This is a genomic window from Streptomyces sp. RerS4 (assembly GCF_023515955.1).
Classification (GTDB): domain Bacteria; phylum Actinomycetota; class Actinomycetes; order Streptomycetales; family Streptomycetaceae; genus Streptomyces.
Genome location: NZ_CP097322.1, coordinates 4254375 through 4273442 on the forward strand (window position 1 = coordinate 4254375; position 19068 = coordinate 4273442).

Sequence of the window (19068 nt, forward strand, 5' to 3'; positions counted from 1 at the left end):
CATCTGCGGAAACGCGATGACCGGGGGTTCTTTCGTTTCCCCCTGCGGCCGGTCCCGGTGACCCTATCGGGCGCCTCCCGCGCATCGATGGGGGCGGGCCGTCGTTCACGGGGCGTGACATGGACTTCGGACACACGGGGGAAGGTCGGCGGCGGCGTTCTGATGGCCCTGCTCGGCGCCGGCATCCCGGCCCTGGTGGGAGCGGCGCTGGACGGCCACGCGGGGCAGCCGTACCGGGAGACCCGGCTCCACTTCGCCGCGCAACACCCCGACGGACAGTTCGCGCGGTTCCTCGACCGCGAGGTCACCCCCGCGTTCCCCGACGGGCTCACCGTCCACCACGGTCGAACCCAACGGCTCGACGCGCACGGGCGGATCGCCCGCGGGGCCTCGTACGAGGTCGTGCTCCTCTACCCGGAGACGGAGGCCGAGGAGCGCGGCGCGCGGATCGAACGGATCCGCAGGGCCTACGAGAAGGAGTTCCGACAGGAAGCGGAACCGGTCGGACGCTCCGACGACACGGTGGAAGGGGGGTTCTGAGCGTCGGTCAGTTGCCCGCCACGTCCTTCACCGCCACCGACACCGGCGTCGAACCCTCGACCAACTCCAGCGTCAGACCCGCCGTCGCCGGCGTCTCCAGCAGCTCCGCCAGCACCGCCGCCACGTCGTCCCGCGACACCGGGCCCCGGCCGGCATGGGCCTCCAGCCGCACCAGCCCGACGCCCTCGTCGTCCGTCAGCGTCCCCGGCCGCAGGATCGTCCACTCCAGGCCCAACCGGGTCCGCAGGTGGTCGTCGGCCTCGCCCTTCGCCCGCAGGTAGACGTCGAAGACCTCGTCACCGCCGCGCCGCGCGTCCGAACCCATCGTGGAGACCATCAGGAAGCGCCGTACGCGCGCCCGTTCGGCCGCGTCCGCGAACAGCACCGCCGCGCCCCGGTCCACGGTGTCCTTGCGCGCCGCCCCGCTGCCCGGACCCGCCCCGGCGGCGAACACCACCGCGTCCGCGCCCTGCAGGATCCCCGCGACGTGCTCGACGGAGGCCGACTCCAGATCGCACAGCACCGGCTCCGCGCCCGCCTCCCTGAGGTCGGCGCCCTGCTCCGGGTCACGGATGATGCCCGCGACCTCGTACCCGCGCGCGGAGAGCAGACGCTCCAGCCGCAGCGCGATCCGACCGTGTCCACCCGCGATGACGATGCGCATGTCCCGACCGTACGACGACCCGGGCCCCGTCGCCCGCGAACGGACGGCGAACGTTCAGGGACCGGGCTCCATCCGGCCCTGCCGGGGCAGGTCCAGCGCCACCGCCACGGCCGAGTCGCAGTACTCCCGTACGGCACTCGTCCGGGCTACGACCCGCCCCCGGTGGATCACGATCCGGCTGTACGCGAGGGAGAGCACGCCCGCGATCCGGTCCCCGCGCACCGCCAGCAGCTCCGCCGGGAAGCCGGCCTCCACCCGGACCTCGGGCAGCGCCATGGCCTCGCGGGCGACGGCACTGATGGCCTCGTAGGCCTCCATCGGGCGCAGCCCGCCCTGCGAGGCCAGCAGGTACGCCGCTTCGAGCGGGTCGCCCCGACCGACCGGGTTGCCGGCGTCGCGCAGTGCCCCGCTGCCGGCGGCCACCCGGACCCCGGCCGCCCGCAGGAGGCGTACGGGCGCGGTGCGCAGGCCGCGGCGCTCCAGGGCGGCGCAGTCGCCCTGGGGCAGGCAGGTGACGCGTACGCCGGCCGCGGCGAGCTGGTCGGCGGCGCGGGCCGCGGCGTCCAGGGGGAGCCGGGACAGGCCGCCGCAGGGGCCGATGGTCACGCCGGGGCGCAGCCCTCCGGCCATCGCCGCGAGCCGGGCGAGGCGGCCCGGGTCGTCACCGTCCGTGTGCAGGTCGACTGGGCAGCCGTGCTCGTCGGCCAGTTCGAGGACCGCTTCGAGGAAGCCCGTCGGGTCGGGATCCAGGTCCGGGCAGCCGCCGATCACGGAGGCGCCCATCTTCACGGCGTCGCGCAGCATGGCGAACCCGTCGGCGCCGGCGACCCCCGTCAGCAGCCGGGGGACGGCCACGGCGGTCAGATCGGCGAGCCCGCGCAGGGAACGGCGGGCCTGGAGGACGGCCTCCAGCGGCCCGAGCCCGTGCACGTCGCCGATGCGCACGTGGGACCGGACGGCCGTCGCGCCGTGCCCGAGCTGGAGCAGCGCGGCCTCGGTGGCGCGGCGCTGGACCTCGTCGGGGGCGTACGAGACGGGCCCCTCGCCGTCCGCGGTCAGGGCGGTGTCGCCGTGGGCGTGTGGTTCGGCGGGGGCGGGCAGGAGCAGGTAGCCGCGCAGGTCGACCCGGGCCAGGGCGGGCGCGGGGAGGCTGCCCGCGGTGCCGACTGCCTGGATGCGCCCGGCGCCGATCCGGACGTCGACGGTGCGGCCGTCGGTCAGCCGGGCCCCGGTCAGGAGCAGCCCGGTGCCCTCGGGACCGGGTCCGGGCCCGCCGGCCCCGGCCTGGTTCCGCGAGGACGACGACGAGGACGAGGACGACGAGGACGGGGGCTGCTGCGGCTGGCTGTCGGACATCGCGCTCCTGCGGTGGCTCGGGCGGTTCCTGTGCCGTGGCCGCAGCCCGCGGCCCAAGATCACGCAGCGTGCTCAGAGCCTAGGGCGCGGGGCTCTCCGGTTCGCGGAAGAGCGCAATAGTCGTACCGGTGTGGTGCCCTGCGCGCCCGCGTACCCGGGCGTACGGGCACGCGGCCCTCCCGCTCTGTGACCCCGGCCACAAAACGACGGAAAATCGGCCCCGGAGCCCGCCGGGCGGTGATCACAATCCCCGTCCGACCGCTGCCGAGCCCAGTCGCCGCAAAGGATTTGGGCGTTCGGCCGGCAACCGTGTAATGTCTTCCTCGCTCGCCCCAATAGCTCAGTCGGTAGAGCGTCTCCATGGTAAGGAGAAGGTCTGCGGTTCGATTCCGCATTGGGGCTCTGGTGAGAGAGGTTCCCCACCCTCGGGTGGGGAACGGATCTCATCAAAGCGGCGTAGCTCAGTCGGTAGAGCAAGCGGCTCATAATCGCTGTGTCACCGGTTCAAGTCCGGTCGCCGCTACCCACAGTAGCCGATTGCGGGGTCGGTCTCCCGATCGGCTACTCTTTTATGCGTTCATCCGTCCCATAGTCCGTCAAGGAGCACTCACGTGGCTGCCACCGACGTCCGCCCGAAGATCACGCTGGCCTGCGTGGAGTGCAAGGAGCGGAACTACATCACCAAGAAGAACCGGCGTAACAACCCGGACCGCATGGAGATGAAGAAGCACTGCCCGCGTTGCAACTCGCACACCGCGCACCGCGAGACCCGCTGATCCTGGCGAAGTCTCGAATATAGGCACCGTCATGAGGTCGTCCCCTTCATTGGGGGCGGCCTTGTGTCGTTTCCGCACCGGATCTTTCGTGTCCCTTCAACAGGAGGTAGTGAGCCATGGCCCTCGACCAGACCTTCGTGGGGCGGACGTACCCGCCCACCGAGCCGTATGAGGTCGGCCGGGAGAAGATCCGCGAATTCGCGGTCGCGGTGGGTGACGACAATCCCGCCTACACCGACCCCGAGGCCGCGAAGGCGCTCGGTCACCAGGACGTGATCGCCCCGCCGACTTTCGTGTTCGCGATCACATTCGCGGCCGCGGGCCAGGTCGTCGAGGACCCGCAGCTGGGCCTGGACTACAGCCGCGTCGTCCACGGGGACCAGAAGTTCTCCTACGTCCGCCCCGTGCGGGCCGGTGACCGGCTCACCGTGACCTCCACCATCGAGGCCGTGAAGTCCCTCGCCGGCAACGACATCGTCGACATCCGCGGCGAGGTCCACGACGAATCCGGCGAGCACGTCGTCACGGCGTGGACCAAGCTCGTGTCCCGCGCCCCCGAGGAGGCCTGAGATGACCGCGCAGATCCAGTACGCAGACGTCGAGGTCGGCACCGAGCTGCCGGCCCGGTCCTTCCCCGTGACGCGCGCCACGCTCGTCCGCTACGCCGGTGCGTCGGGAGACTTCAACCCGATCCACTGGAACGAGAAGTTCGCCAAGGAGGTCGGGCTGCCGGACGTGATCGCGCACGGCATGTTCACCATGGCCGAGGCGATCCGTGTCGTCACCGACTGGACGGGCGACCCGGGCGCGGTCGTCGAGTACGGAGTCCGCTTCACCAAGCCGGTCGTCGTCCCGAACGACGACGAGGGCGCGCGCATCGAGGTCTCCGCGAAGGTCGCCGCCAAGCTCGACGGCAACCGCGTGCGCGTCGACCTGACGGCCATGAGCGCGGGCCAGAAGGTCCTCGGCATGTCCCGCGCGGTGGTCCAGCTGGCCTGAGCGGCCGCGGCGCCTCTCCCCGGCCGGCCGGGAAGAGGCGCCGCGCTCTGCTTGACGTAGTTAGTGATTGAGTACTAACTTCGTGTCCATGGCAAGGATGAGTGCGGAGGAGCGACGCGAGAGCGTCATCCGGGCCGCCGTGCGCGAGTTCGCGCGGGGCGGGTACTACGGGACCTCCACCGAGGCGATCGCCAAGCGCGTCGGGGTGTCGCAGCCGTACCTCTTCCGGCTCTTCCCCGGCAAGCAGGCGATCTTCCTCGCCGCCGCCGCCCGCTGCATCGAGACCACCCGCGAGGTGTTCACCCGGGCGGCCGAGGGGCTGGAGGGGGAGGAGGCGCGCGGTGCGATGGCCGACGCCTACGCGCGGTTGATCGCCGAAGACCCCCACGTGCTCCAGATGCAGCTCCAGATGTACGTCACCGTCGCCGCCGCCGAGGCCGCCGGGGACCACGAGCTCGGTGAGCTCGTACGGACCGGCTGGCTGGAGCTGTGGGACACCGTCGCGCTGCCGCTCGGCGGCGACGTTCGGGAGACCACCGAGTTCATGGCCTTCGGCATGCTCATCAACACGCTCTCCGCGATGGGCTTCCCGGCCGGCCACCGCATCTGGGACGGGTTCTACCCGTCGGAGGGGCCGGATCGGCCCGAGAAGTCGGAGTGAGGCGCGCGTGCGCCCGGCCGGCGCTTTTTTCTGTCCAAGAAAGTTAGTCAGCAATAACTAACAACAAGACTCAGGGGGACCGTACACATGGACCGGACACTCAGGGGACCCGCCGTGTGGGCACTCGTGCTCACCGGCGCCGCGAGCTTCATGGCCGCCCTCGACAACCTCGTCGTCACCACCGCCCTCCCCGCCATCCGCGCCGACCTCGGCGGCGCGCTGGAGGACCTGGAATGGACGGTGAACGCGTACACCATCACCTTCGCCGTCCTGCTCATGTTCGGCTCCGCCCTCGGCGACCGCTTCGGGCGCCGCCGGCTCTTCATCGGCGGCCTCGCCGTCTTCACCGCCGCCTCCGCCGCGGCGGCCCTCGCCCCCGGGATCGACGCCCTGATCGCCGCCCGCGCCGTCCAGGGCGTCGGCGCGGCCGTCATGATGCCCCTCTCGCTCACCCTGCTCACCGCCGCCGTCCCCGCCGCCCGCCGGGGCACGGCCCTCGGGATCTACGGGGCCGTCGGCGGGATGGCCGTCGCCAGTGGCCCGCTCGTCGGCGGCAGCCTCACCGAACACATCTCCTGGCAGTGGATCTTCTGGGTCAACGTCCCCCTCGGCCTGGCCCTGATCCCCCTCGCGCGCCTGCGACTCGCCGAATCCACCCGCCCCGGCGCCCGCCTCGACGTCCCCGGCACGCTCCTCATCAGCGGCGGCCTCTTCGGCATCGTCTACGGCCTGGTCAACGCCAACGCCCACGGCTGGACCAGCGCCCGCGTCCTGGCCGCCCTCATCGTGGGCACGGCCCTCGTCGCAGGATTCGTCCGCCACGGCTTCCGCGCCGCGAACCCCATGCTCCCCATGCGCCTCTTCCGCGACCGGGGCTTCTTCGGGATCAACCTCGCCTCGCTGCTGATGTACCTCGGCATGTTCGGCTCGATCTTCCTGCTCAGCCAGTTCCTCCAAGGCGTCGCCGGCTACTCGCCCACCCAGGCCGGCCTGCGCATGCTGCCCTGGACCGGCATCGGGATCGTCGTCGCCCCGCTCGCCGGCATCGTCGCCGACCGCATCGGCGGCCGCCCGGTCGTCGTCGCGGGGCTCACGCTCCAGGCGATCGGCCTCGGCTGGTTCGCGGCGGTCCTCGGCACGGACGTCCCGTACGTGGACCTGCTCCCCGCCCTCGTCCTCAGCGGGATGGGCATGTCCCTCTACTTCGCCCCCGCCAACCACGTGCTGATGTCCACCGTGGCCCCCGCCGACCAGGGCACGGCCTCCGGCACCAACAACGCCCTGCGCGAGGTGGGCGGCGCCCTCGGCGTGGCCGTCCTCGCCTCCGTCTTCGCCGCCCAAGGCGGCTACGAGACCCCGCTGACCTTCACCGAAGGCACCATCCCCGCCCTGTGGATCGGCGCGGCCGTGGTCGCCCTCGCCGCCGCCCTGGCCCTTCTCCTGCCCCGCCGGCCGAAGCCCGCGCCCACCGCTTCCCCCGAGCCGGCCCCCCTCGTGGCCGCCGCCCACGACAAGGTCCCCGCCGCCTGACCACGCGGCTCGCGGCCACCGAGCTCGCGGTCACCGCGAGTGCCCCGCCGTGATGCGAGGGGGGCGGACCGTACTCTTGTCCCCGTGCAGGAACTCCACGATGCCCCCCTCGCCCCGCTGACCACCTTCCGCCTCGGCGGCCCCGCCACCCGGTTGGTCACCGCGACCACCGACGCCGAGGTCGTCGAAACCGTCCGTGCCGCGGACGCGAGCGGCACCCCGCTGCTGATCATCGGCGGCGGCAGCAACCTGGTCATCGGCGACAGCGGCTTCGACGGCACCGCCCTGCGCATCGCCACCAGCGGCTTCCGCCTCGACGGCACCACCCTGGAACTCGCCGCCGGCGAGAACTGGAGCGACGCCGTCACCCGCACCGTCGAAGCCGGCCTCGCAGGCATCGAATGCCTCGCGGGCATCCCCGGCTCCGCCGGCGCCACCCCGATCCAGAACGTCGGCGCGTACGGCCAGGAAGTCCGCGACACCATCACCGAGGTCGTCGCCTACGACCGCACCACCGGCGAGACGGTCACCCTCACCGCCGCCGAGTGCGCCTTCCGGTACCGCAACAGCACCTTCAAGGACCAGCCCGACCGCTACGTCGTCCTGCGCGTCCGCTTCGCCCTGGAGGACGCCGGCGGGCTCTCCGCCCCCATCAAGTACCCCGAGACCGCCCGCGCCCTCGGCGTCGAGGCCGGCGACCGCGTCCCGGCCGCCCTCGCCCGCGAGACCGTCCTGGGCCTGCGCGCCGGCAAGGGCATGGTCCTCGACCCCGCCGACCACGACACCTGGTCCGCCGGCTCCTTCTTCCACAACCCGATCCTGACCGACGAGGCCTACGCCGCCTTCCTCGCCCGCGTCCAGGACCGCCTCGGCCCCGACACCGCCCCGCCCGCCTACCCGGCCGGCGATGGCCGTACGAAGACCAGCGCCGCCTGGCTCATCGACAAGGCCGGCTTCACCAAGGGCTACGGCACCGGCCCCGCCCGCATCTCCACCAAGCACACCCTCGCCCTCACCAACCGGGGCCAGGCCACCACCGAGGACCTGCTCGTCCTGGCCCGCGAGGTCGTCGCGGGCGTGCACGCGGCCTTCGGCGTCACCCTCGTCAACGAGCCGGTGACGGTCGGAGTCCGCCTCTGACATGCACTGCCCCCTGCACGGGGCCGGAACGGACCCCACGCGCCTGGTGGGACGCCGGATCAGCCGGGTCGTCGCGTCCTGGCACATCTGCGAAGGCGAACGCTCCGAGGCGCCGCTCGACGTCTGGCTGATCGACGACGCCGGCGACTCGATCCGGATCACCACCGGGTCCGACCAGTGCCTCATCGTCGAGTCCGCCACCCCCCACGAGCCCTACGACATGGGGGAGTGGGGACGCGTCGAGGTCGGCGAGGACCTCGGGGACCACCCGTTCCTGCGCCACCTCGGCGAGACCGTCACCTCGGTCGCCGAGTTCGCGCTGCCCGAGCAGGGCCGCACGCACCTGGAGATCGGCTTCCCGGACGGCCACCGCGTGCGCGCCGACTGCCACGAGGGGGACCTGCGGCTCACCCGCCCAGCCAGTGGTCGATGCCCGCCAGCAGCTTGTCCTGCACCTCCCGCGGCGCCGCCGAACCCCGCACCGACTGGCGGGCCAACTCGGCCAGCTCCGCGTCCGTGAAGGCGTGGTGGCGGCGGGCGATCTCGTACTGGGCCGCCAGCCGCGACCCGAACAGCAGCGGGTCGTCCGCGCCCAGCGCCATCGGCACCCCGGCCTCGAAGAGCGTGCGCAGCGGAACGTCCTCGGGCCGCTCGTACACGCCGAGCGCGACGTTCGACGCCGGGCAGACCTCGCAGGTCACCTGCCGGTCCGCGAGCCGCTTCAGCAGGCGCGGATCCTCGGCGGCCCGGACGCCGTGGCCGATGCGGGAGGCGTGCAGGTCGTCGAGGCAGTCACGGACGGACGCCGGCCCCGTCAGCTCGCCCCCGTGCGGGGCGGCGAGGAGGCCGCCGTCACGGGCGATGGCGAAGGCCCGGTCGAAGTCACGGGCCATGCCGCGGCGCTCGTCGTTGGAGAGCCCGAAACCGACGATGCCGCGGTCGGCGTAGCGGACGGCCAGGCGGGCGAGCGTACGGGCGTCCAGGGGGTGCTTCATGCGGTTCGCGGCGATGACCACCCGCATCCCGAGGCCGGTCTCGCGGGAGGCGGCGTCCACGGCGTCGAGGATGATCTCGACGGCCGGGATCATCCCGCCGAGGAGGGGCGCGTACGAGGTGGGGTCGACCTGGATCTCCAGCCAGCCGCTGCCGTCCCGAACGTCCTCCTCGGCCGCCTCACGGACCAGGCGACGGATGTCCTCCGGCTCGCGCAGGCAGTTGCGGGCGGCGTCGTAGAGCCGCTGGAAGCGGAACCAGCCGCGCTCGTCGGTGGCGCGGAGCTTGGGCGGCTCGCCGGTGGTCAGCGCGTCGGGCAGCCGGACGCCGTACTTGTCGGCGAGCTCCAGCAGGGTCGAGGGGCGCATCGAGCCGGTGAAGTGCAGGTGGAGGTGCGCCTTCGGCAGAAGCGCGAGATCGCGTGCGTGCGGGGGGTTCGGGGGGTGCCCCCCTGAATGGGCCAGCATTCGGTGATCCTGCCGTACCGCCGCGCTCCGCGGGAGGGGGTTTTACCGATCGGGGGCTTGCCCGTACGCGTGAGCGGGTGCCGGCGGGGCCAGGAGTACCCAGCCCCGCCGGTCGGGCCTAGGCCTTCGCCTCGGCCAGGAGGTTCTGGATGCGGGTCACGCCCTCCACCAGGTCCTCGTCGCCCAGGGCGTAGGAGAGGCGGAGGTAGCCGGGGGTGCCGAAGGCCTCGCCCGGGACGACGGCGACCTCGGCCTCGTCCAGGATCAGCGCGGCCAGCTCGACGGAGGTCTGCGGACGCTTGCCGCGGATCTCCTTGCCGAGCAGCTCCTTGACCGAGGGGTACGCGTAGAACGCGCCCTCCGGGGTCGGGCAGAAGACGCCGTCGATCTCGTTCAGCATCTTGACCATCGTCTGGCGGCGGCGGTCGAACGCCTTGCGCATCTCCGCGACCGCGTCCAGGTTGCCGGAGACGGCGGCCAGCGCGGCGACCTGGGCCACGTTGGAGACGTTGGACGTGGCGTGCGACTGGAGGTTGGTCGCGGCCTTGATGACGTCCTGCGGGGCGATGACCCAGCCCACGCGCCAGCCGGTCATCGCGTACGTCTTGGCGACGCCGTTCACGATGATGCACTTGTCGCGCAGGGCCGGGACCAGCACCGGGAGCGAGGTGAACTTCGCGTCGCCGTAGACGAGGTGCTCGTAGATCTCGTCCGTCAGCACCCACAGGCCGTGCTCGGCGGCCCACTCGCCGATCGCGCGGGCGTCGGCCTCGCTGTAGACCGAACCGGTCGGGTTGGACGGGGAGACGAACAGGACGACCTTCGTGCGGTCGGTGCGCGCGGCCTCCAGCTGCTCGACGGAGACCCGGTAGCCGGTGGTCTCGTCGGCGACGACCTCGACCGGGACACCGCCGGCGAGGCGGATCGACTCCGGGTAGGTGGTCCAGTACGGGGCCGGGACGATGACCTCGTCGCCCGGGTCGAGGATCGCGGCGAAGGCCTCGTAGATGGCCTGCTTGCCGCCGTTGGTCACCAGGACCTGGGAGGCGTCGACCTCGTAGCCGGAGTCGCGCAGCGTCTTGGCGGCGATCGCTGCCTTCAGCTCGGGCAGGCCCCCGGCCGGCGTGTAGCGGTGGTACTTCGGGTTGCGGCAGGCCTCGACCGCGGCCTCGACGATGTAGTCCGGGGTCGGGAAGTCGGGCTCGCCCGCGCCGAAGCCGATCACCGGGCGTCCGGCGGCCTTGAGGGCCTTGGCCTTGGCGTCCACGGCGAGGGTGGCGGACTCGGAAATGGCGCCGATACGGGCGGACACCCGGCGCTCGGAGGAAGGCGTTGCAGAGGTCATGCGGCCAATCGTCCCAGACGCCCCAGAGGCGCGGCACACCGTTTCAGTCATCGGACGAAGCACGTCCGGATGGGGCTCGGAACGGTTCCTGTTCGACGTCAGGGCCAGGAGCACGTACACTCACCTGTCGTTGGTCCTCAACAGCCACCCCAGAGCGTGAGCACTCCGTGCACTCGCTCGGATGCGGTAGGTTGGGGAGCGCAAAGGGTCGTAGCTCAATTGGTAGAGCACTGGTCTCCAAAACCAGCGGTTGGGGGTTCGAGTCCCTCCGGCCCTGCTTCACACTCCTTCTCGGACGTGTGCGCAGGTACGTACTTCGATGCAACGCCGTGCGGCGCAACCGGGCGCGGCTACGGCCACGACCCGGATTCAGGTGAGAGACGTGACGGACGCCCTGGGCTCCATCGACATGCCTGACGCCGATGACGACACGCGCGAGAAGAAGGCCCGCAAGGGCGGCAAGCGCGGCAAGAAGGGCCCTGTCGGCCGTCTCGCGCTTTTCTACCGCCAGATCGTCGCGGAACTCCGCAAGGTCGTCTGGCCCACTCGAAACCAGCTCACGACGTACACCACCGTGGTGATCGTGTTCGTCGTCATCATGATCGGTCTGGTGACCGTGATTGACTATGGATTCCAGGAAGCCATCAAGTTCGTCTTCGGCTGATCCCCGCGGAGGGCGGCGCCTGATGGGTGCCGCCCGTTTTCGCATGTTCCACCACCTTTTGTATCCAGGAAGAAGCAGCCACCGTGTCTGACCCGAACCTGAACGCGAGCCACGACTCCGTCGAGTCCGTCGAGGACGAGCTCGACATCGTCGAGGCGGCAGACGCTGTGGACCCGGACGAAGCCGAGCTCGCCGACGCCGAGGCCGGCGACGCCGCCGAAGAGGCCGCGCTGCACGTCGAGCCCGCCGAGGACACCGAGGACGCCGACGAGATCGAGGCCGACGCCGAGATCGAGTCCGACGAGGCCGCCGAGGTCGCCGCCGAGGGTGACGTCGAGGCCGAAGAGGCCGCCGAGGTCGAGCCCGCCGAGCCGGTGGACCCCATCCAGGCCCTGCGCGACGAGCTGCGTCTGCTCCCCGGCGAGTGGTACGTCATCCACACCTACGCGGGCTACGAGAAGCGCGTGAAGGCGAACCTGGAGCAGCGTGCCGTCTCGCTGAACGTCGAGGAGTTCATCTACCAGGCCGAGGTGCCCGAGGAAGAGATCGTCCAGATCAAGAACGGCGAGCGCAAGAACGTCCGGCAGAACAAGCTGCCCGGTTACGTTCTCGTCCGCATGGATCTGACGAACGAGTCCTGGGGCGTCGTCCGCAACACCCCCGGCGTCACCGGCTTCGTCGGCAACGCCTACGACCCGTACCCGCTGACCCTCGACGAGATCGTCAAGATGCTCGCCCCCGAGGCGCAGGAGAAGGCCGCCAAGCAGGCCGCCGAGGAAGCCGGTCTGCCGGCCCCCGCGGTCAAGCGCACCATCGAGGTCCTCGACTTCGAGGTCGGCGACTCGGTCACCGTCACCGACGGCCCGTTCGCCACGCTCCAGGCGACGATCAACGAGATCAACCCGGACTCCAAGAAGGTCAAGGGCCTCGTGGAGATCTTCGGCCGCGAGACCCCGGTCGAGCTGAGCTTCGACCAGATCCAGAAGAACTGATCTTCTGCGCGACGCTTCCGAAACAGGTCAGACCAGCCCGTAAAGGGCGGTCTGACCTGCTCGGTTTTTAGCCCCGCACCGATACCCGTTATCGTGGTGCGGTATGCCTCCATCCGGATGACCGGAAGGACGGCTGAAAACTCTCACTAGGACCCGGAGAGAGCAATGCCTCCCAAGAAGAAGAAGGTCACGGGGCTTATCAAGCTCCAGATCAAGGCCGGTGCGGCCAACCCGGCTCCGCCGGTCGGCCCCGCGCTCGGTCAGCACGGCGTCAACATCATGGAGTTCTGCAAGGCCTACAACGCCGCGACCGAGTCGCAGCGTGGCATGGTCGTGCCGGTGGAGATCACGGTCTACGAGGACCGTTCCTTCACCTTCATCACCAAGACGCCGCCGGCCGCGCGCCTCATCCTGAAGAGCGCGGGCATCGAGAAGGGCTCCGGCGAGCCGCACAAGACCAAGGTCGCGAAGCTCACGCGTGACCAGGTCCGCGAGATCGCCACGATCAAGCTGCCCGACCTCAACGCGAACGACCTCGACGCCGCCGAGAAGATCATCGCCGGCACCGCCCGTTCGATGGGTGTCACGGTCGAGGGCTGATCCAGCCCCCCGTAGTCCCTCAGTGGTAGGACCAAGCGCTGGTCCGCACCACGACTCCATGCCTGAAGCACTTACACAGGAGCAGAAGTGAAGCGCAGCAAGACTCTCCGCGCTGCGGACGCCAAGATCGACCGGGAGAAGCTGTACGCCCCGCTCGAGGCCGTCCGTCTCGCCAAGGAGACCTCCACCACGAAGTTCGACGCCACCGTCGAGGTTGCCTTCCGCCTGGGTGTCGACCCGCGCAAGGCCGACCAGATGGTCCGCGGCACCGTGAACCTCCCGCACGGCACCGGTAAGACCGCCCGGGTCCTGGTCTTCGCGACCGGTGACCGTGCTGCGGCCGCGGAAGCCGCCGGCGCCGACATCGTCGGCGACGACGAGCTGATCAACGAGATCGCCAAGGGCAACCGCCTCAACGAGTTCGACGCCGTTGTGGCGACCCCGGACCTCATGGGCAAGGTCGGCCGCCTCGGCCGCGTGCTCGGTCCGCGTGGTCTCATGCCGAACCCGAAGACCGGCACCGTCACCATGGACGTCGCCAAGGCTGTCACCGAGATCAAGGGTGGCAAGATCGAGTTCCGCGTCGACAAGCACTCGAACCTGCACTTCATCATCGGCAAGGTCTCCTTCACCGATGAGCAGCTGGTCGAGAACTACGCCGCCGCGCTGGACGAGATCGTTCGTCTGAAGCCGTCGGCCGCCAAGGGTCGCTACATCAAGAAGGCCGCTCTGGCCACCACGATGGGCCCCGGCATTCAGCTGGACTCCAACCGCACCCGGAACCTCCTCGTCGAGGAAGACCCGGCTGCCGTCTGAGTGGTCCGAGCCTGAGCGCTCACCCGTCACGACGTGACACCGGCGGGCCCGCCACCCCCTCATGGGGCGGCGGGCCCGCCGCTTTTGCGTGGGGTCTACGGGGGCCTCAGAGCGCCGCCCAGGGGCGATTTGCTTGATGTCGGGGGGTTCGCGTACGCTTCACCAGAAGCCAAAGACCGCTGGTCGTTGCCGTGCCCGCAAGGGACGCGGTGGCCGAAGGATCCGCTGCGAGCGGACGTCCTGCGCAGGTGTTCGTGGAAAGTTCCCGAATTTCATTTCGGTTGAGCCATGCCCCGTGCGCTTGCGCCGGGGCGTTTTGTTTGTCCAGCCCCTTCTGAGCGGTCCTCATCACCCGGAAGGAGGCCGACGCTCTATGGCAAGGCCCGACAAGGCTGCTGCGGTAGCCGAGCTTGAGGACCAGTTCCGCAGCTCGAACGCCGTTGTGCTGACCGAGTACCGGGGTCTCACCGTTGCGCAGCTCAAGACGCTGCGTCGTTCGCTCGGTGAGAACGCCCAGTACGCCGTGGTGAAGAACACGCTGACCAAGATTGCGGCCAACAACGCCGGGATCACCTCGCTCGACGACCAGTTCACCGGTCCGACGGGCGCCGCCTTCATCACCGGTGACCCGGTGGAGTCGGCGAAGGGTCTTCGTGACTTCGCCAAGGAGAACCCGAACCTCATCATCAAGGGCGGTGTCCTTGACGGCAAGGCACTGACCGCCGATGAGATCAAGCAGCTCGCGGACCTCGAGTCCCGCGAGGTTCTGCTCAGCAAGCTGGCCGGCGCGTTCAAGGGCAAGCAGTCCCAGGCTGCCTCGCTCTTCCAGGCGCTGCCGTCGAAGTTCGTCCGCACCGCGGAAGCGCTTCGCGTCAAGCTCGCCGAGCAGGGCGGTGCCGAGTAATTCGGCTCGCGCACTGATCCACGCCGCCTAGTGCGTGGGTCGTAGCGGGCCGTTACGCCCGCCTCTCAATACATCCGGCACCTGCCGAATTAGTGGAAGGATCGCCCATCATGGCGAAGCTCTCTCAGGACGACCTCCTCGCCCAGTTCGAGGAGATGACCCTCATCGAGCTCTCCGAGTTCGTGAAGGCCTTCGAGGAGAAGTTCGACGTCACCGCCGCCGCGGCCGTCGCCGTTGCCGGCCCCACCGGTGCGGGCCCGGTTGCCGAGGCCGTCGAGGAGAAGGACGAGTTCGACGTCATCCTCACCGGCGCCGGCGACAAGAAGATCCAGGTCATCAAGGTCGTGCGTGAGCTGACCTCCCTGGGTCTGAAGGAGGCCAAGGACCTCGTGGACGGCACCCCGAAGCCGGTCCTCGAGAAGGTCAACAAGGAGGCCGCTGACAAGGCCGCCGAGGCCCTCAAGGCCGCCGGTGCCGGCGTCGAGGTCAAGTAACACCTCTGAGGCCCTCTGAGGCCTCTTCAAAGGGCGATCACCCGTAAGGGTGGTCGCCCTTTGGCGTATCCGCAGTGCCTGACTTGCCCTGGTCTCGTTGGGGAGTAGGGTGATCATCGTTGCCTCGAAGTCGGCTCCGGAGATGATCCGCTCGGAGCACGGGCCCTTGACGAACGGCCGACGGCGCGCAATTCTCAGTCCCGTCGCAGGCTCGGACAGCTCGCCCGGTTCAATCCGGGATCCGAGGCATGGATCGACTACGAAGAGGGCAGTACTGATACGCGCTCTGTGTACGAGAGTCGCGACGTTGGACACGGTGTCGCTCGGTCACCGTGTGGGTTGGAACAACGTGGGGAAGGCCTGTTGCCGGTTTCCGGAAACGCGGTCTGGACATCAGTGAGCCAAGTGGCTACACTGACCCTTTGCGCTGCCTGTTAGCTGCCCCCTGCCCGTCGCCAGGGGCATGCCCACGTTCGAGCACACCTGACTGACCGCCCCTGACCTGGTCTTTTGGCCGGATCGGAAGCGCCTGTCTTCTGTGCCGGCTGGGACCGGTACGCGCGTAGTGAGTCCGAGCCCTCGGAAGGACCCCCTCTTGGCCGCCTCGCGCAACGCCTCGACCAATACGAACAACGGTGCCAGCACCGCCCCGCTGCGCATCTCCTTTGCAAAGATCAAGGAGCCCCTCGAGGTTCCGAACCTCCTGGCGCTGCAGACCGAGAGCTTTGACTGGCTGCTCGGCAACGCCGCCTGGAAGTCTCGCGTCGAGTCGGCGCTCGAGAGTGGACAGGACGTCCCCACCAAGTCCGGTCTTGAAGAGATCTTCGAGGAGATCTCGCCGATCGAGGACTTCTCCGGGTCGATGTCGCTGACCTTCCGCGACCACCGGTTCGAGCCGGCGAAGAACTCGGTCGACGAGTGCAAGGAGCGCGACTTCACGTACGCGGCGCCGCTCTTCGTCACCGCCGAGTTCACGAACAACGAGACCGGTGAGATCAAGTCTCAGACGGTCTTCATGGGCGACTTCCCGCTCATGACCAACAAGGGCACCTTCGTCATCAACGGCACCGAGCGCGTCGTCGTGTCGCAGCTCGTCCGTTCCCCCGGTGTCTACTTCGACTCCTCCATCGACAAGACGTCCGACAAGGACATCTTCTCCGCCAAGATCATCCCTTCCCGGGGTGCCTGGCTGGAGATGGAGGTCGACAAGCGCGACATGGTCGGTGTCCGCATCGACCGCAAGCGCAAGCAGTCCGTCACCGTCCTCCTGAAGGCTCTCGGCTGGACCACCGAGCAGATCCTTGAGGAGTTCGGCGAGTACGAGTCCATGCGCGCCACCCTGGAGAAGGACCACACCCAGGGCCAGGACGACGCGCTGCTCGACATCTACCGCAAGCTGCGTCCGGGCGAACCGCCGACCCGCGAGGCCGCTCAGACGCTGCTGGAGAACCTCTACTTCAACCCGAAGCGCTACGACCTCGCCAAGGTCGGCCGCTACAAGGTGAACAAGAAGCTCGGCGCCGACGAGCCGCTCGACGCCGGTGTGCTCACCACCGACGACATCATCGCGACGATCAAGTACCTCGTGAAGCTCCACGCGGGCGAGGTCGAGACCATCGGTGAGTCGGGTCGTTCGATCGTCGTCGAGACCGACGACATCGACCACTTCGGCAACCGTCGTCTGCGCAACGTCGGCGAGCTCATCCAGAACCAGGTCCGTACGGGTCTGGCCCGTATGGAGCGCGTCGTGCGCGAGCGCATGACCACCCAGGACGTCGAGGCGATCACGCCGCAGACCCTGATCAACATCCGGCCGGTCGTCGCCTCCATCAAGGAGTTCTTCGGCACCAGCCAGCTGTCGCAGTTCATGGACCAGAACAACCCGCTGTCGGGTCTGACGCACAAGCGTCGTCTCTCGGCGCTGGGTCCCGGCGGTCTCTCCCGTGAGCGGGCCGGCTTCGAGGTCCGTGACGTGCACCCGTCGCACTACGGCCGCATGTGCCCGATCGAGACCCCCGAAGGCCCGAACATCGGTCTGATCGGCTCGCTCGCGTCCTACGGTCGCGTCAACGCGTTCGGTTTCATCGAGACCCCGTACCGCAAGGTCGTCGACGGCCAGGTCACCGACGAGGTCGACTACGTCACCGCCGACGAGGAAGACCGCTTCGTCATCGCCCAGGCGAACGCCCGCCTGGACGAGGAGCTGCGCTTCACCGAGAACCGCGTCCTGGTCCGCAAGCGTGGTGGCGAGGTCGACTACGTCGAGCCGTCCGACGTGGACTACATGGACGTCTCGCCGCGCCAGATGGTGTCCGTCGCCACCGCGATGATCCCCTTCCTGGAGCACGACGACGCCAACCGTGCCCTCATGGGCGCGAACATGATGCGCCAGGCCGTTCCGCTCATCAAGGCGGAGGCGCCGCTCGTCGGCACCGGCATGGAGTACCGCTGCGCGGTCGACGCCGGTGACTCGATCAAGGCGGAGAAGGACGGTGTCGTCCAGGAGGTCTCGGCCGACTACATCACCGTCGCCAACGACGACGGCACGTACACCACGTACCGCGTCGCCAAGTTCTCCCGCTCGAACCAGGGCACCTCGGTCAACCAGAAGGTCATCGTCAACGAGGGTGACCGGATCATCGAGGCCCAGGTCCTCGCCGACGGTCCGGCGACCGAAGAGGGCGAGATGGCCCTCGGCAAGAACCTGCTCGTCGCGTTCATGCCGTGGGAGGGTCACAACTACGAGGACGCGATCATCCTGTCGCAGCGCCTCGTGCAGGACGACGTCCTCTCCTCGATCCACATCGAGGAGCACGAGGTCGACGCCCGTGACACCAAGCTGGGCCCCGAGGAGATCACCCGGGACATCCCGAACGTCTCCGAGGAGGTCCTCGCCGACCTCGACGAGCGCGGCATCATCCGCATCGGTGCGGACGTCGTCGCCGGCGACATCCTGGTCGGCAAGGTCACGCCCAAGGGTGAGACCGAGCTGACCCCCGAGGAGCGCCTGCTCCGCGCGATCTTCGGTGAGAAGGCCCGCGAGGTGCGTGACACCTCGCTCAAGGTCCCTCACGGTGAGATCGGCAAGGTCATCGGTGTCCGCGTCTTCGACCGCGAGGAGGGCGACGAGCTTCCTCCGGGCGTGAACCAGCTGGTCCGCGTCTACGTCGCCCAGAAGCGCAAGATCACCGACGGTGACAAGCTCGCCGGCCGCCACGGCAACAAGGGTGTCATCTCCAAGATCCTTCCGATCGAGGACATGCCCTTCCTTGAGGACGGCACGCCGGTCGACATCATCCTCAACCCGCTGGGTGTCCCGTCCCGAATGAACCCGGGACAGGTCCTGGAGATCCACCTCGGCTGGCTCGCCAGCCGCGGCTGGGACGTCTCCGGCCTCGCGGACGAGTGGGCGCAGCGCCTCCAGGCGATCGGCGCGGACCAGGTCGCCCCCGGCACCAACGTCGCGACCCCGGTCTTCGACGGTGCCCGCGAGGACGAGCTGGCCGGCCTGCTCCAGCACACCATCCCGAACCGCGACGGCGAGCGCATGGTGCTCCCGACCGGTAAGGCGCGCCTGTTCGACGGCCGCTCCGGCGAGCCGTTCCCGGACCCGATCTCGGTCGGGTACATGTACATCCTCAAGCTGCACCACCTGGTCGACGACAAGCTCCACGCCCGTTCGACCGGTCCGTACTCGATGATCACGCAGCAGCCGCTGGGTGGTAAGGCGCAGTTCGGTGGTCAGCGCTTCGGTGAGATGGAGGTGTGGGCGCTTGAGGCATACGGTGCCGCGTACGCACTCCAGGAACTCCTGACGATCAAGTCCGACGACGTGACCGGCCGCGTGAAGGTCTACGAGGCCATCGTCAAGGGCGAGAACATCCCCGAGCCGGGCATTCCCGAGTCCTTCAAGGTGCTCATCAAGGAAATGCAGTCGCTCTGCCTCAACGTGGAGGTGCTGTCCTCGGACGGCATGTCCATCGAGATGCGCGACACCGACGAGGACGTCTTCCGCGCGGCGGAGGAGCTCGGTATCGACCTGTCCCGGCGCGAGCCGAGCAGCGTCGAAGAGGTCTGACGGGCCTGGCCGGGGGATCCGCGTGATCCCCCGGCCGTCCCCGGGACCG

General features: G+C 69.4%; 19 protein-coding genes and 3 tRNA genes. 18 read left to right on the top strand and 4 right to left on the bottom strand.

The annotated features are described in order from the left end of the window. Nucleotides 1-114 precede the first annotated feature (114 nt). A complete protein-coding gene (locus tag M4D82_RS19785; protein WP_249767314.1) occupies nt 115-540 on the top strand; it encodes a DUF3574 domain-containing protein in 426 nt (141 codons plus the stop codon). Between the two features lie 7 nt (nt 541-547). Here M4D82_RS19785 and M4D82_RS19790 read toward each other — a convergent pair whose 3' ends face one another. Next, nucleotides 548-1204, bottom strand: coding sequence for an SDR family oxidoreductase (locus M4D82_RS19790; RefSeq protein WP_249767315.1), 657 nt, complete (start codon nt 1202-1204; stop codon nt 548-550). A gap of 54 nt (nt 1205-1258) precedes the next feature. Next, nucleotides 1259-2560 carry an amidohydrolase family protein gene (locus M4D82_RS19795; protein WP_249767316.1) on the bottom strand — a complete coding sequence of 434 codons (1302 nt, stop codon included), beginning with the start codon at nt 2558-2560 and terminating at the stop codon, nt 1259-1261. Between the two features lie 329 nt (nt 2561-2889). On the opposite strand from M4D82_RS19795, the gene M4D82_RS19800 reads away from it, so the two are divergent. The 9 genes from M4D82_RS19800 to M4D82_RS19840 all read left to right on the top strand — a co-directional run bounded on the left by M4D82_RS19800 (nt 2890) and on the right by M4D82_RS19840 (nt 8186). After that, nucleotides 2890-2962: transfer RNA gene (locus tag M4D82_RS19800), tRNA-Thr, on the top strand. Nucleotides 2963-3010: 48 nt separating this feature from the next. Further along, nucleotides 3011-3083: transfer RNA gene (locus M4D82_RS19805), tRNA-Met, on the top strand. Between the two features lie 88 nt (nt 3084-3171). After that, nucleotides 3172-3336 carry a 50S ribosomal protein L33 gene (gene rpmG, locus M4D82_RS19810; protein WP_007265873.1) on the top strand — a complete coding sequence of 55 codons (165 nt, stop codon included), beginning with the start codon at nt 3172-3174 and terminating at the stop codon, nt 3334-3336. A 116-nt stretch (nt 3337-3452) separates the two neighbouring features. Beyond that, nucleotides 3453-3905 (top strand): MaoC family dehydratase N-terminal domain-containing protein, encoded by a 453-nt coding sequence (locus M4D82_RS19815; protein WP_249767317.1) that lies wholly within the window; start codon nt 3453-3455, stop codon nt 3903-3905. Between the two features lies 1 nt (nt 3906). Continuing rightward, nucleotides 3907-4335 carry a MaoC family dehydratase gene (locus tag M4D82_RS19820; protein WP_249767318.1) on the top strand — a complete coding sequence of 143 codons (429 nt, stop codon included), beginning with the start codon at nt 3907-3909 and terminating at the stop codon, nt 4333-4335. 88 nt (nt 4336-4423) lie between these two features. Further along, the gene (locus tag M4D82_RS19825) at nt 4424-4996 is read left to right on the top strand and encodes a TetR/AcrR family transcriptional regulator (protein ID WP_249767319.1); all 573 of its coding nucleotides are present in this window, start codon (nt 4424-4426) and stop codon (nt 4994-4996) included. A gap of 87 nt (nt 4997-5083) precedes the next feature. Beyond that, nucleotides 5084-6526: a DHA2 family efflux MFS transporter permease subunit gene (locus tag M4D82_RS19830; protein WP_249767320.1), complete on the top strand. Its 1443-nt coding sequence runs from the start codon at nt 5084-5086 to the stop codon at nt 6524-6526. An 84-nt stretch (nt 6527-6610) separates the two neighbouring features. Continuing rightward, the gene (locus tag M4D82_RS19835; protein WP_249767321.1) at nt 6611-7666 is read left to right on the top strand and encodes a UDP-N-acetylmuramate dehydrogenase; all 1056 of its coding nucleotides are present in this window, start codon (nt 6611-6613) and stop codon (nt 7664-7666) included. 1 nt (nt 7667) lies between these two features. Then, entirely contained in the window at nt 7668-8186 is a 519-nt protein-coding gene (locus tag M4D82_RS19840) for a hypothetical protein (protein ID WP_249767322.1), read from the top strand. On the opposite strand, the gene M4D82_RS19845 is transcribed toward M4D82_RS19840, so the two are convergent. Then, on the bottom strand, nt 8074-9126 hold the full coding sequence (locus M4D82_RS19845) for an adenosine deaminase (RefSeq protein WP_249767323.1): 1053 nt from the start codon (nt 9124-9126) through the stop codon (nt 8074-8076). The genes M4D82_RS19840 and M4D82_RS19845 overlap by 113 nt on opposite strands. 118 nt (nt 9127-9244) lie before the next feature. Continuing rightward, on the bottom strand, nt 9245-10471 hold the full coding sequence (locus M4D82_RS19850; RefSeq protein WP_249767324.1) for a pyridoxal phosphate-dependent aminotransferase: 1227 nt from the start codon (nt 10469-10471) through the stop codon (nt 9245-9247). 204 nt (nt 10472-10675) lie between these two features. Between M4D82_RS19850 and M4D82_RS19855 the strand changes: the two genes are divergently transcribed. From M4D82_RS19855 to rpoB, 8 genes are all read left to right on the top strand, one after another. Continuing rightward, nucleotides 10676-10748: transfer RNA gene (locus tag M4D82_RS19855), tRNA-Trp, on the top strand. 105 nt (nt 10749-10853) lie between these two features. Beyond that, complete coding sequence (gene secE / locus M4D82_RS19860; protein WP_249767325.1) at nt 10854-11135, top strand: preprotein translocase subunit SecE; 282 nt, start codon at nt 10854-10856, stop codon at nt 11133-11135. A gap of 83 nt (nt 11136-11218) precedes the next feature. Beyond that, entirely contained in the window at nt 11219-12127 is a 909-nt protein-coding gene (nusG, locus tag M4D82_RS19865) for a transcription termination/antitermination protein NusG (protein WP_249767326.1), read from the top strand. Between the two features lie 165 nt (nt 12128-12292). Continuing rightward, nucleotides 12293-12727, top strand: coding sequence for a 50S ribosomal protein L11 (gene rplK / locus M4D82_RS19870; protein ID WP_249767327.1), 435 nt, complete (start codon nt 12293-12295; stop codon nt 12725-12727). Nucleotides 12728-12814: 87 nt separating this feature from the next. Beyond that, nucleotides 12815-13543 (top strand): 50S ribosomal protein L1, encoded by a 729-nt coding sequence (gene rplA / locus M4D82_RS19875; RefSeq protein WP_249767328.1) that lies wholly within the window; start codon nt 12815-12817, stop codon nt 13541-13543. A 373-nt stretch (nt 13544-13916) separates the two neighbouring features. Then, nucleotides 13917-14447, top strand: a complete 531-nt coding sequence (gene rplJ, locus M4D82_RS19880) for a 50S ribosomal protein L10 (RefSeq protein ID WP_249767329.1) — start codon at nt 13917-13919, stop codon at nt 14445-14447. A 110-nt stretch (nt 14448-14557) separates the two neighbouring features. Further along, nucleotides 14558-14941 (top strand): 50S ribosomal protein L7/L12, encoded by a 384-nt coding sequence (gene rplL / locus M4D82_RS19885; protein WP_249767330.1) that lies wholly within the window; start codon nt 14558-14560, stop codon nt 14939-14941. A 595-nt stretch (nt 14942-15536) separates the two neighbouring features. After that, nucleotides 15537-19019 carry a DNA-directed RNA polymerase subunit beta gene (gene rpoB / locus M4D82_RS19890; RefSeq protein WP_249767331.1) on the top strand — a complete coding sequence of 1161 codons (3483 nt, stop codon included), beginning with the start codon at nt 15537-15539 and terminating at the stop codon, nt 19017-19019. Nucleotides 19020-19068 lie beyond the last annotated feature (49 nt).

Coding starts and splice junctions, on each gene's coding strand:
- M4D82_RS19850 (WP_249767324.1), bottom strand. CDS start 10,471: ATGACCTCTGCAACGCCTTCCTCCGAGCGCCGGGTGTCCGCCCGTATC.
- M4D82_RS19840 (WP_249767322.1), top strand. CDS start 7,668: ATGCACTGCCCCCTGCACGGGGCCGGAACGGACCCCACGCGCCTGGTG.
- M4D82_RS19820 (WP_249767318.1), top strand. CDS start 3,907: ATGACCGCGCAGATCCAGTACGCAGACGTCGAGGTCGGCACCGAGCTG.
- rplJ (WP_249767329.1), top strand. CDS start 13,917: ATGGCAAGGCCCGACAAGGCTGCTGCGGTAGCCGAGCTTGAGGACCAG.
- M4D82_RS19830 (WP_249767320.1), top strand. CDS start 5,084: ATGGACCGGACACTCAGGGGACCCGCCGTGTGGGCACTCGTGCTCACC.
- M4D82_RS19795 (WP_249767316.1), bottom strand. CDS start 2,560: ATGTCCGACAGCCAGCCGCAGCAGCCCCCGTCCTCGTCGTCCTCGTCC.
- M4D82_RS19825 (WP_249767319.1), top strand. CDS start 4,424: ATGGCAAGGATGAGTGCGGAGGAGCGACGCGAGAGCGTCATCCGGGCC.
- M4D82_RS19845 (WP_249767323.1), bottom strand. CDS start 9,126: ATGCTGGCCCATTCAGGGGGGCACCCCCCGAACCCCCCGCACGCACGC.
- M4D82_RS19815 (WP_249767317.1), top strand. CDS start 3,453: ATGGCCCTCGACCAGACCTTCGTGGGGCGGACGTACCCGCCCACCGAG.
- rplK (WP_249767327.1), top strand. CDS start 12,293: ATGCCTCCCAAGAAGAAGAAGGTCACGGGGCTTATCAAGCTCCAGATC.
- rplL (WP_249767330.1), top strand. CDS start 14,558: ATGGCGAAGCTCTCTCAGGACGACCTCCTCGCCCAGTTCGAGGAGATG.
- M4D82_RS19790 (WP_249767315.1), bottom strand. CDS start 1,204: ATGCGCATCGTCATCGCGGGTGGACACGGTCGGATCGCGCTGCGGCTG.